The organism is Bacillus sp. FJAT-50079, from assembly GCF_018343515.1.
Lineage (GTDB): Bacteria > Bacillota > Bacilli > Bacillales > Bacillaceae_C > Lederbergia.
On sequence record NZ_JAGYPD010000003.1, the window covers coordinates 405,774 to 418,467 of the forward strand.

At 40.6% G+C, this 12,694-nt stretch carries 13 protein-coding genes; all 13 read left to right on the forward strand.

Annotated elements, in window-relative coordinates:
• Window positions 1-151 precede the first annotated feature (151 nt).
• The 13 genes from KHA95_RS09570 (at window position 152) to KHA95_RS09630 (ending at window position 12,598) form a co-directional block, all read left to right on the forward strand.
• A complete protein-coding gene (locus KHA95_RS09570; RefSeq protein ID WP_213137270.1) occupies window positions 152-1,615 on the forward strand; it encodes an aldehyde dehydrogenase in 1,464 nt (487 codons plus the stop codon).
• An 80-nt stretch (window positions 1,616-1,695) separates the two neighbouring features.
• Complete coding sequence (locus KHA95_RS09575) at window positions 1,696-2,409, forward strand: 2-keto-4-pentenoate hydratase (RefSeq protein ID WP_213137533.1); 714 nt, start codon at window positions 1,696-1,698, stop codon at window positions 2,407-2,409.
• Between the two features lie 19 nt (window positions 2,410-2,428).
• Window positions 2,429-3,313, forward strand: a complete 885-nt coding sequence (locus KHA95_RS09580) for an acetaldehyde dehydrogenase (acetylating) (protein WP_213137271.1) — start codon at window positions 2,429-2,431, stop codon at window positions 3,311-3,313.
• A gap of 16 nt (window positions 3,314-3,329) precedes the next feature.
• Window positions 3,330-4,355, forward strand: coding sequence for a 4-hydroxy-2-oxovalerate aldolase (gene dmpG / locus KHA95_RS09585; protein WP_213137272.1), 1,026 nt, complete (start codon window positions 3,330-3,332; stop codon window positions 4,353-4,355).
• Between the two features lie 11 nt (window positions 4,356-4,366).
• Window positions 4,367-5,158, forward strand: coding sequence for a 2-keto-4-pentenoate hydratase (locus KHA95_RS09590; protein WP_481748434.1), 792 nt, complete (start codon window positions 4,367-4,369; stop codon window positions 5,156-5,158).
• Window positions 5,155-5,397 (forward strand): 4-oxalocrotonate tautomerase, encoded by a 243-nt coding sequence (locus KHA95_RS09595; RefSeq protein ID WP_349305463.1) that lies wholly within the window; start codon window positions 5,155-5,157, stop codon window positions 5,395-5,397. The genes KHA95_RS09590 and KHA95_RS09595 overlap by 4 nt, the downstream gene beginning before the upstream one ends.
• A 25-nt stretch (window positions 5,398-5,422) precedes the next feature.
• A complete protein-coding gene (locus KHA95_RS09600) occupies window positions 5,423-6,271 on the forward strand; it encodes a DODA-type extradiol aromatic ring-opening family dioxygenase (RefSeq protein ID WP_213137275.1) in 849 nt (282 codons plus the stop codon).
• Between the two features lie 37 nt (window positions 6,272-6,308).
• Window positions 6,309-7,538 (forward strand): 4-hydroxybenzoate 3-monooxygenase, encoded by a 1,230-nt coding sequence (gene pobA / locus KHA95_RS09605; protein ID WP_213137276.1) that lies wholly within the window; start codon window positions 6,309-6,311, stop codon window positions 7,536-7,538.
• A gap of 189 nt (window positions 7,539-7,727) precedes the next feature.
• Window positions 7,728-8,792 carry a TRAP transporter substrate-binding protein gene (locus KHA95_RS09610; RefSeq protein WP_213137277.1) on the forward strand — a complete coding sequence of 355 codons (1,065 nt, stop codon included), beginning with the start codon at window positions 7,728-7,730 and terminating at the stop codon, window positions 8,790-8,792.
• A gap of 26 nt (window positions 8,793-8,818) precedes the next feature.
• A complete protein-coding gene (locus tag KHA95_RS09615) occupies window positions 8,819-9,403 on the forward strand; it encodes a TRAP transporter small permease (protein WP_213137278.1) in 585 nt (194 codons plus the stop codon).
• Entirely contained in the window at window positions 9,393-10,697 is a 1,305-nt protein-coding gene (locus KHA95_RS09620; RefSeq protein WP_213137279.1) for a TRAP transporter large permease, read from the forward strand. The genes KHA95_RS09615 and KHA95_RS09620 overlap by 11 nt, the downstream gene beginning before the upstream one ends.
• Window positions 10,698-10,724: 27 nt before the next feature.
• Complete coding sequence (locus tag KHA95_RS09625; RefSeq protein WP_213137280.1) at window positions 10,725-12,077, forward strand: aromatic ring-hydroxylating oxygenase subunit alpha; 1,353 nt, start codon at window positions 10,725-10,727, stop codon at window positions 12,075-12,077.
• Entirely contained in the window at window positions 12,074-12,598 is a 525-nt protein-coding gene (locus KHA95_RS09630; protein WP_213137281.1) for an aromatic-ring-hydroxylating dioxygenase subunit beta, read from the forward strand. Before KHA95_RS09625 ends, KHA95_RS09630 begins: the two co-directional genes overlap by 4 nt.
• Window positions 12,599-12,694: the final 96 nt, after the last annotated feature.

The window sequence follows — 12,694 nt, forward strand, 5'->3', positions numbered from 1 at the left end:
GAAAACAAGGTGAAGTCCCGCCTTGTTTTCTTTTTTCTTGAAAATTATTTCCCTTTGTTGCTTCTGAAGCAACAGTGACGTTGTATACGCAATTTATAAGTGTTAACTTAATATTTAGAAAATAAAACCAATCATCAAGGGAGGATGTTTCATGCAAACGAAAACAAAAATACAAGCAATAGATTGCCTGCATTTTATAAATGGGCAGTTTGTTGAATCTCAAAACCAATCTTTCTTTGAAAATATTAATCCGGCAACTGAAGAAGTATTGGGAACTGTGGCTGAGGGAGGAAAAAAAGAAGTAGACTTTGCGGTAGCTGCTGCTAGGAGAGCCTTAGATGGACCATGGAAATCTATGACACTCCAGGAACGTTCTAAAATACTTCGGAGAATTGGTGATTTAATTCTTGAGAGGCAAGAGGAGCTTGCTCATTTGGAATGTTTAGATACCGGCAAACCATTCTCACTCGCCAACACAATCGATATTCCAAGGGCAGCATATAATTTTCACTTTTTTGCGGATTATATCACATCTGTTGGAACTGATGCATACCAGCAAGATCAGCAAGCCCTTCACTATACGCATCGCAGGCCGGTTGGGGTCGTGGGCATCATTAAACCGTGGAATTTGCCTCTTTTATTATTAACTTGGAAATTGGCCCCATGCTTAGGGATGGGTAATACTGCTATCGTTAAACCAGCAGAATGGACACCAATGACTGCAACTGTCCTAATGGAGATTATTAAAGAAGCAGGTGTTCCGGATGGTGTTGTCAATCTTGTCCATGGATTTGGACCGAATTCCGCTGGCGGTGCAATTGCTGAACATCCGGATATCGATGCCATTTCTTTTATCGGTGAGCCGGGGACTGGGTCAGCTATTATGAAATCAGCGGCAGATTCATTGAAAAAGCTTTCTTATGAGCTAGGTGGAAAGAACCCGAATATTATATTTGCAGACTCGGATCTGGATGAAGTGATAGAGACGACCGTAAGATCTAGTTTTATTAATCAAGGAGAAGTGTGCTTATGCGGCTCGCGAATTTATGTGGAAAGACCTGCCTATAATCAATTTTTAGAGCAATTTACTAAAAAGACAAAGGGACTAAAGGTTGGAGATCCATACGATACAGAAACGAATGTTGGTGCTTTGATAAGTAAAGAGCATTATGATCGTGTGAACAGCTATCTTGAGATTGCACGTGAGGATGGGGCAACGATTTTAACAGGTGGGCGACGTCCAGAAGGATTTGAAAAAGGCTATTATTTAGAACCGACAATTATAACTGGATTGGATCGGAATTCCCGCTGTGTTCGTGAAGAAATCTTTGGGCCTGTCGTAACGGTCATCCCATTTGATACAGAGGAAGAAGTGATTATGCAGGCCAATGATACACATTATGGGCTTAGTGCAACGATCTGGACAAATGATTTAAGGCGGGCTCATCGCGTGGCTCATCAAATTGAAGCAGGGATTATTTGGGTAAATACATGGTTCCTTCGCGATTTAAGAACGCCATTTGGAGGCATGAAAAATAGTGGAATAGGAAGAACGGGAGGGATGCATAGCATTGATTTTTATTCGGAACTATCAAATATAACAATCAAATTGTAGGAAAGGGATGGGGAAGCTTGTCAAATAAGACGATACAATTTGCAAATCAATTGGCCGAAGCGGAGGAGAGTCGGATTGGCATGTCGCCTATTACCTCAATAGAACCGATGCTCTCTATTCATGAAGCCTACGATATACAATTAGAAAATATTGAAAGAAAAGTGGCCCAGGGCCAGAAAATTGTCGGAAAAAAAATCGGGTTAACATCAAAAGCAATGCAAGCATTGCTTGGGGTAGATGAGCCTGATTACGGTCATTTACTAGATAGTATGGTTGTTGAAAATGGAGGCGCTGTCCAGATGCAGAATGTGCTTCAGCCGAAGGTCGAAGCTGAAATTGCGTTTATTTTAAAAAAGGATTTACGAGGACCGAACGTGACAGCACTTGATGTCATTCGAGCTACCGATTATATTCTGCCTGCAATTGAAATTGTAGATAGTCGAATAAAGGATTGGAAGATTCAGCTTCCGGACACGATTGCTGACAATGCTTCCTCAGCGTTTTATGTACTTGGCGGGAAACCAACAAAAATTGAGGATGTCGATCTTGAGTTAATTGGAATGGTGTTAATGAAAAATGGCAAGGTTGTCAATACTGGCGTAGGTGCAGCAGCCCTTGGTAATCCTGTTCATTGTGTAGCATGGCTTGCCAATCGATTGGCTGATTTTGATATTCCGCTTCGTGCCGGGGAAGTCATTTTGTCTGGTGCTCTATCTGCGGCAGTGGATGCGGCAGAAGGAGATTCCTTCACCGCTCGTTTTGCACATTTAGGACAAGTGAGCGTTCACTTCTAAAAACGAAAGGGGGAAAATGATGAGTAAAGTAAAAGTGGCCATTTTAGGATCAGGGAACATCGGAACGGATTTAATGTTGAAATTAGGCAGATCTCCCATTTTGGAATTAACGGCAGTGATTGGGATTGATGCACAATCAGATGGATTAAAAAAAGCTCGGGAACTAGGATACGAAACGATCGATTCAGGTATTGATGGTTTCTTGGAAAAACCAGAGCTTGCGGATATTGTCTTTGATGCAACTTCTGCAAAAGCGCATAGTAGGCATGCGAAGTTACTAAAGGAAGCTGGGAAACAGGTGCTAGATTTAACACCGGCTGCCATTGGTCCGCTCGTTGTGCCACCCGTAAATCTTGGCGCACATATGGATGCTGAAAATATTAATCTTATTACATGTGGCGGGCAAGCAACGATCCCGATTGTTCATGCAATCAACCGAGTGCAACAAGTGGAATACGCCGAGATTGTTGCAACGATTTCTAGTAAAAGTGCGGGACCTAGCACGAGAGCGAATATCGATGAATTTACTCAAACAACCGCCCGAGGAATAGAAAAAATTGGCGGAGCGAAAAAAGGGAAAGCGATCATTATTTTAAATCCAGCGGAACCTCCAATACTTATGAGAAATACGATTCATATCATCATTGAAGGCAAGGAAGCGAAGCAAGAAGAAATTTTTGCTTCTATTAAAAAAATGGAAAAGCAGGTTCGAGCGTATGTACCAGGTTACAGACTAAGACAAGATCCAATTATTGATGGTAGCAACGTAACTGTTTTTCTTGAAGTGGAAGGTGCAGGTGATTATTTACCTGTCTATTCTGGTAACCTCGACATTATGACAGCTGCGGCAGTGAAAGTGGCTGAGGAGTGGGCGAAGCATAAAGTTTCCAAAGTTATGGTTTAAAAAAGGGGTGAAAAAGATGGATCAAACGAGAGACGTTTATATAACAGAAGTCGCTTTAAGAGATGGGAGCCATGCAATTAGCCATCAATTTACCGTTGATCAAGTAGTAAGTATAGCGAAAGGCTTAGACGAGGCTAATGTCCCATACATTGAAGTATCGCATGGCGATGGGCTTGGAGGCTCTTCTTTACAATATGGCCTGTCATTGACAAATGAGCTAGAACTTATTGAAGCAGCGGCATCTGTCGTTAAGCAGGCAAAAATTGCCGTCCTTCTATTGCCAGGGATCGGAACGATGCCGGAGTTAAAGGAGGCCGCTCGATTAGGAGCAAAAATGGCAAGAATTGCGACCCATGTGACTGAGGCCGATGTATCGCGGCAACATATTGCGTTGGCAAAAGAACTCGGTTTAGAAACCGTTGGATTTTTAATGATGTCTCATATGGCGCCACCTGAAAAGCTTGTTGAACAGGCAAAACTAATGGAAAGCTATGGGGCAGATACAGTATATGTTGTTGACTCTGCAGGAGCATTGCTTCCACATGAAGTGAAGGAAAGGATACGTGCCCTGCGAGATAATCTCGGCATTCACGTTGGATTTCATGCACATAATAATTTGTCATTAGCGATGGCAAACACATTAGCTGCGATTGAAGAGGGGGCTACTCGAATAGACGGAAGTGTTCGCTGTCTCGGAGCGGGTGCGGGAAACACGCAGACGGAAGTAGCGGTTGCTGTCCTTGATAAACTAAACATTCGTACAGGAATTGATGTGTTTAAAATGATGGATGTAGCCGAAGAATTAGTTGCCCCCATTTTAGAAAAACCTCAGGAAATTACGAGAGATGGACTCGTGTTAGGATATGCCGGTGTATATTCAAGCTTCATTTTACACGCTCAGCGTGCCGCGCGGATGTTTGATATCGATTCGCGAACAATTTTAATAGAAGTAGGGAAAAGAAATGCAGTTGGTGGCCAGGAAGATATGATTATGGATGTCGCCGCTGAGCTTTCTAGGAAAAAGGCAGGATCGGGTGTGTAAAGGGGGAATTGATAGTGGATGAAAAACAAATAAAAGAAATTGCCAGCTATTTGGTTGATGCTGAGATTGAAAAGCGAGAGGTTGAGAAAGTTACCGCGAAACTGAAACCAGATTTATCGGTGGAAGAAGGCTACCTTATTCAAGAAGAAATCGTATCTATAAAACTAGTAGAAGGTAATAAAATTGTCGGGCCGAAAATGGGATTAACAAGTAACGCAAAAATGAAGCAAATGAATGTAAATGAACCGATCTATGGATATGTGTTTGATTATATGCTCATTGAAAATGGCGGGATTGTTTCTTTACAAGATCTGATTCATCCGAAGGTGGAGGCGGAAATTGCTTTTGTCATTGGCGGGGATATTGAGGGTCCTGGTGTAACGGGTGCGCAAGTGTTAGCGAAAACCGAATCCGTTCTCCCGGCATTAGAAATCATTGATAGCCGTTATGAAAACTTTAATTTCACCCTTCCAGATGTTGTTGCAGACAATGCTTCAACTTCTAGGGTCGTATTTGGAACGAGTATTAAGAAACCTGACCAGCTTGAGCTCGATTTAGTTGGTGCGACTCTTTCTATCAACGGAAAGATTAAGGAATTAGGAGCGGGAGCTGCGGTTCTCGGCCATCCTGCCAATGCGATCGCAATGCTGGCAAATATGCTTGCCAGAAAAGGAGATAAAATTCGCAAGGGAGATGTGATTTTATCAGGTGCCTTAACGGGTGCGGTTTTATTGGAAAAAGGAGATATTGTTAGTGGGAAATTTGATGGATTGGGTGAAGTCATATTTACGGTTGCTGAATAGGTAGTGAAACGGAGCGATGTTCAAACGAAAGGAGGCTTTTTATGCCGATTATTCATGTTCAATTGATAGAAGGTAGACCGAAAGAGAAGGTTGCTGAAGTGATTCATAATATTACGAAAACGGTCTCTGAGACATTGGATGCCCCAGCAGAAAATATACGAGTCCTCGTTACAGAAATTCCGAAAACGCATTGGGGGAAGGCTGGTACACCGATTTCTGAAATTGCTAAAACAAAATAAATTTTATTAGGAGGTTCAGATTCCAATGACTATTGAATTGAGTATGCTCGTTCCTCATGTCCCGAGTATTTGTCATGAAGATCAAGTTCCAGACTTCCAACAAGATATTGTAACAGCTATGAAGCAGGTGGCTAAACAAATTGAACATATTAAACCGGATGTGATTGTCATCGTTTCTTGCCATTGGCCAAGTACTTTCTTTCACTATGTGGACGGTACACCTGTTCACAAAGGGATATTAACTTCGTTCGAAGCACCTGATTTAATTAAGGAAGTACCTTATTATTATCCTGGTGATGAGCAATTGGCACAGGAGCTTGTGAAAGCCGGTCAAGATGCAGGGCTTCAAGTACAAGGCGTTAATGATCCATACTATATATGGGATTATGGAACAGTTGTGCCTCTGCGTTATCTCGTTCCAAAAGAAGATATCCCGGTTATTAATTTATCTGTCACATTGGCTGCCTCCCTTGAAGAAACCTATACATGGGGGCAGAAAATTGCCAAAGTGTTACGAGAAAGTGAAAAAAAGATCATATTCCTTTCCAGTGGCGCCTTATCCCATCGATTAGTTCGGGGACGAGAAAATATGCCTACTGTATCTGAACATGCGATGGATAAGCAATTTATAGAATTCATTATGAATAAAGATTATCAATCCGCATATGAAATGCTTCCTCAGTATGCGAGATTGGCGGGAGTGGAATCCGGTGGCAGACATTTAGCTATGTTGATTAGCATGCTTGAGGATGGTACTGAGCCTAAATATTTGGCAGACGGCCAATCGTCAGGCAGCTGGAATGCGCTCATCACATTTGAAAATAACCCAGTTTCTCATGTAGATGAAACAAAGGAAGAAGAATGCGCAAATTAACGAAAAATGACATGCAATGCAGCGAGGAGGTATGGCGATGCGAACGCAAGTTGGGATCATCGGAGCTGGGCCGGCAGGACTTATGCTGGCTCATATGCTACATTTGCAAGGGATCGAATCTATTATTATAGAAAAGCGAAGTCGAGAAGAGATTGAAGGGAGAATTCGTGCCGGTGTTTTGGAGCAAGGGACGGTCGATTTATTGAATGCAACCGGTGTTGGAAACCGAATGATGAAAGAAGGGCAAATCCATCATGGCATTGAACTCCAATTTAATAGGAAAAGACATAGAATTAATATGCATGATTTGACAGATGGTAAAAAGATTATGCTTTATGCCCAGCATGAAGTTGTTAAGGATTTACTAGAGGCTCGAATGAAAGCAGGCGGGAAAATATTATTTGACGTTTCAGATGTATGTTTGAATGAGATTCATAGTAATTCACCGAAAATAGGATTTTCACATAAAGGTGTCCGTGAGGAAATTGAGTGTGACTTTATTGCAGGATGTGATGGGTTTCATGGACCAAGCCGAAAAGCTATTCCAGAAAGTATTCGTAAAGAGCATATAAAGGAATATCCGTTTGGCTGGCTTGGAATTTTAACGAAAACACCTCCAGTTCACCCTGAATTAATTTATGCGTCCCATGAACGCGGCTTTGCTTTACTAAGTACAAGGTCACCTTCCGTTCAACGCCACTACTTACAAGTTAATCCAAATGATCGAATGGAAGAATGGTCGGATGATCGTATTTGGAGTGAATTAACTTTGCGCACTCAAACAGATGACGGCTGGAAAATAAAAGAAGGGGAAATTTTCCAAAAAAACATTGTCACGATGAGAAGCTTTGTTTGTGAAACGATGCAATATGGCCGCTTGTTCCTTGCAGGTGATGCAGCTCATATTGTACCACCAACGGGTGCGAAAGGATTGAATTTGGCTATTTCAGATATACGTGTATTAACGCAGGCTTTTATAGAATTTTATCAAGGTGGAAAAGAAGAACTAATCAATCGATATTCTGATATTTGTTTGCGACGAGTTTGGAAAGCCCAAAGATTCTCTAAGTGGATGACGACCATGCTACATAGAAATTTTGATCATAGCACTTTTGAATACCGCATCCAATTGGCAGAACTTGATTATGTTACTTCATCTCGCGCAGCTTCAGAAAGCCTTGCAGAAAATTATGTTGGTTTGCCTTTGCAGTGGGGGAATGATCATCAGAAAAAGGAATATGATTTTGCTTCGATTTCGAATATGTAAAATAAAATAGTTACCCTTGTTGCTGATAGTGAAATAGCGATATTGTAGTTGAATTATATAAGGGATAATGTATAAGTGATCGTTTAGCAAATAAACGAAAGGAGGGATGATGATAACGCCCCATTTTTATGAAAAAATGAAAGCGCTTTATTTAAAAGGGGGTTAAAAATATGAGGGAGGTCGTATTTTATGGGCAGAAAATGGATTAATCGATCGTTTGCAGGAATGTTGCTTTGTTTGCTGCTCCTTTTTAGTGCATGTTCGAATGATTCGGCTGGAGGAAGTAAAGACAATTCAGCAGACGGAAATTCTATTGAATTTAAAATAGGGCATATGAACTCGCCTGACCATGTTCAGGATAAATGGTCATTAGCACCGTTTAGTGATGATGCTGAAAAGGCAACTGATAGCCGTGTTACGTTTCAAATCTATCCGGGTGGGGCTTTAGGAGGACCAAAGGATACTTATGATAATATTATGACGGGAATCATGGATATTGGCTGGGGGCTGCAAGGTTATAATGCAGGGAAATTTCCTATACATTCTGTTCTTCAATTACCATTTCTAGCGGACGGGACGGGTGAGGAGCTAAGTGTTGTTGCTCAGAAATTATACGATACCTTCCCTGAAATTCAGAAGGAATATGACGATATAAAACTTTTGTGGATTCATGCTGCTGATCCTTATGCAATTATTACAAAAGGAAAAGCTGTAAGAAGCTTTGATGATGTAAAGGGACTAAAATTACGAACTCCATCGGTTGAAGCGGGAGAAATGATTAAGTCTTGGGGAGCCACCCCGGTTTCCTTGCCAGCACCAGAAATATATGATTCTATTCAAAAAGGGGTTATTGATGGCGGGGTTCTTCCGGTAGCGGCGATTAAAGATTTTAACTTGTTTGATGTAGTGGACTATGTTACCTTAGGGAATTTTAATACAAGTATATTTTATGTTGCCATGAATAAATCGAGCTGGGATAAGATTTCTCCGGACGATCAAAAGAAGATCGAGGAATTAATCGGAGTCCCGATGGCTCAAAAATCCGGAGAAGCATTTGACAGACAAAAGGAGCTTGCGGAGAAAGAAGCAAAGGATGGCGGTACTGAATTTATTGAATTGCCTGATGCCGAACTGCAAAAATTTAAAGATGTATCTACTGGAGTGGCAGAAAACTGGCTCTCAGAGATGGAGAAAAAGGGCATTGATGGACAAAAAATTTACGATGAAACGATTAAGTTCATTAATGAAAAATAGGTAGATCACAAGAGAGGTGATGACCAATGAAGCAAGAGATTCAAGATGTTCAACAGGATCATGTTTTGTTGAGGGCTCCAGCTCTCAACAAAACCTCCTTTTTGCTCAAAATAACAAATGGCTTGGAGAAAATTACGTTAATGTTAAACAATATTCTTCATAAAATTTCGAGTGGTCTCCTATTTTTCCTTATGTTGCTGACTACAGCTGATGTAATTGGCAGGAATCTATTTAACAAGCCCATTACCGGTACGTATGAACTGACTGGTTTAGCGCTTGCGATCATTATTTTCTTCAGTCTTGGAACAGCTCAAATAAAGGGAGATCATATCGAGATAGACTTTCTAACAAATAAATTTCCTGAAAAACTCCAAGACGGTCTGTATGCATTTACATCTTTTCTTTTATTTATTTTAGTTTCGTTAACGACTTGGCAATTATTTGAGTTTGGGAAAAGAATTTGGATGGGGCATGAGACAAGTGGAGATTTAGGATTACCCCTTTATATATTTGTCGGTGCTACTGTATTAGGGGCATTTGTTTTTGCACTCACCTATTTATTACATTCATTAAAATTCATTCTCAAGGTGGTGCATGGGCATGAGTCCTGAAATAATCGGTGTGATCGGAATCATTCTCTTGCTTGTCTTACTTATGTTGAAGGTATCTGTCGGACTTTCGTTATTTTTAGTAGGATTTCTTGGAGTTGCTTTATTATCCGATATTAATGTCGGTTTAGCGCAATTAGGTACTTCAGCATTTGGAACTTCAAATAATTACGGTTTAAGTGTCATTCCTTTGTTTATTTTAATGGGAATGTTTATGTCTAATACAGGCTTGGGAAAAGACTTATTTAATGCGGTCGATAAGTGGATTGGCCATTTTCGTGGAGGTCTTGCCATTGCAACTGTTGGAGCCAGCTCGATTTTTGCATCGATTTCAGGATCAACGAATGCTACTACTGCGACCTTGGCAAAAATCGCGATTCCGGAAATGAACGAATATAAATACAAAACGACATTTTCAACAGCGGCCGTTGCTGCTGGCGGGACCTTGGGAATCTTAATTCCACCGAGCGTCATTCTTATTTTATATGGTGCTTTAACATCTGAGCCGATTGGTCCTTTATTAATTGGCGGGCTTATACCTGGGATTATTATGACAATCCTTTTTATGATGATGATTAATATCCAAGTGCGCTTAGACCCATCAATAGCTCCGAGGAGAAAAGAAGTATTTTCCCTATCAGAAAGGTTTCTTTCATTAAAAAGCATATGGCCGTTTTTACTTATTTTTATTATAAGTATCGGCGGTATTTATTTCGGGATTTTCACGCCTAGTGAAGCTGGGGGGATTGGAGCAATAGGTGCCTTCTTATTAACTTTATTTACTAAAAAACTTAATTTTAAAAAGTTGTTTTCTTCATTAGATGAGACATTAAGATTAACAGTAATGCTCTTTTTAATATTGATTGGTGCCTCGCTTTTTGGCAAATTTTTGGCATTGAGTAAAATCCCAATGTATTTAACAGGTTCGGTTGCATCGCTTGATGTTTCTCCGTATGTAATTATGGCGCTTATTCTCATCGTTTACTTTATATTAGGAATGTTTTTAGAAGGAATTGCAATCATGGTTCTAACACTGCCGATTGTATATCCGCTCATTACCCAGTTAGGCTTTGACGGCCTCTGGTTTGGAATTATTATGGTTATGGTCTTGAATGTTGGTGTTCTGACACCACCACTCGGACTTAGTGTTTACATTATTAGCGGAGTGGTAAAAGATGTTCCGATTGAAAAAATCTTTAAAGGGGTTATTCCCGCAATCTTCACGATGATCGCATTTACGATTATTCTTGTTATTTTTCCTGAGATCGTAACGTTTTTACCAAGTTTAATTAAGTGAATTCTTAGTTGAAGGAGGTTGATGGCAATGATAAAAAAAACGATAGATAAGAAGGCTTTTCATCTTCTAAAAGAGAAAATGAGTGAGGGGTTGCTGCCCCAATGGGTGCTTACGGATCCTGATATATTTGATTTGGAGATTGAAAAGATATATGGACGGACGTGGCAGTTTTTGGCACATGAAACGGAGCTAAAGGGACCGGGGAGTTACGTAACGCGCTGGATGGCGAATGATCCCGTTTTGTTATTAAAAAATAGAAATGGAGAAATCAAAGCATTTTTGAATTCCTGCACACACCGTGGAACGCAATTATGCACTGCGGATCGAGGCAATAAAAAAGTTTTTACATGTCCTTACCATGGTTGGAGTTACAACCTCGATGGTGATTTAATTGGCATTGTAGCGGGCAATAAAGTGTACGGTGAAGAAATGGATAAGTCTGAGTGGGGGCTTAGGCCAATTCCTCAAGTTGGAATGTATCGTGGGATGATTTTTGCTAGTTTAGATCATCATGCCATGCCGCTAGAAGAATATTTAGGAGATATGAAATGGTATTTTGATATTTTATTAGGCAGAAGTGATGGAGGAATGGAAGTAAGGGGTCTTCCCCAGCGTTGGGTCGCAAAGGCGAATTGGAAAGCAACGGCTGAAAACTTTGCTGCCGACCCTTACCATGTACAGACAACCCATCGATCGACAGTCGAATTAGGGATAAGTCCGTCGGATCCGTTGTATGCGGGATACGGGCACCAAATCGTATTAGATAACGGTCACGGGATTAATGTGATTACTTCAAAAACAGGAGAAGCAAGAGTTCCTTTTCAAGGAATGCCGGAATCGATGTGGCCAATGTTTAAGGAAAACTTAACGCCGGAGCAATTACATGTGTTATCAAAAGTTACCGTTTTTGTTGGAGGAGTGTACCCGAATCTCTCGTTTGTTAGTCCGATTCATGGTACGGAAGGAGACTTGCACAATTACTTGAATTTTCGGATGTGGCGGCCGATATCTCCAGAGCAAGTAGAAGTATGGAGCTGGTTTTTAATCGATAAAGCTGCACCTGAAGAATATAAGGAAGCGGCGTACAAAGGATACTTAGGTTCTTTCGGTCCTTCTGGTACTTTGGAGCAGGATGATACAGAAACTTGGTCGAGAATAGTGGAAGTAAGCAAAGGTCTAATGATGCGAGATAAGCATTTAAATTATAATAGTGTAAGCAATTATTTAATGGGTTTCAATCGTGTAGAACCAGATGAGAATTTCCCTGGTCCAGGCAAGGCTTACCCAACAACATATTTGGATGCAATTTCGAGAAGCATGCATGAAAATTGGCTGGAGCTCATTTCAGCAGGTATGTTTGAAGAGGAGGTGATCAAATGAATTCCGAAGTAGGTGTTCAAATTACAGCGGAATTGTACTTTGAAATTACAAATTTCCTTTATTTAGAAGCCTACTATTTGGATCATGGCCAATACAATGAATGGCTCGATTTATTAACAGATGACATAAAATACCGCATGCCGTTAAGAGAAACGGTAGAGGGAGTAGGGGCAAATAATATATCGGAGGATATGGCATTTTTTGATGAATCAAAAGCGGCCATGACAACCCGAGTAAAGCGGTTGTATACGAAGTCTGCTTGGGTGGAAAATCCTGCAACCCGTCAGCGGCATTTCATTTCAAATATTATGGTGAAAGCTAGCTCACTTTCTGACGAGTATGAGGTGAGAAGCTACTTTTTATTTAAACGAAGCCGCGGATCAGGTCATCAAACGGAGGAGCTATTCGGAGAGCGAAATGACGTGATTAGAAAAGTAAACGGCGAATGGAAAATAGCTGCACGAACAATTATTCCAGATCAGTCTGTGATTACACTAATGAATATGAGTATGTTTTTATAAAATGCATGATTGAACCGCTATTTCAAGGGATAGCGGTATTTTTTATTCCTTTAGCAGGTAAAATATGTTTTTTGAAACCAATGTGAGGTTGATCCG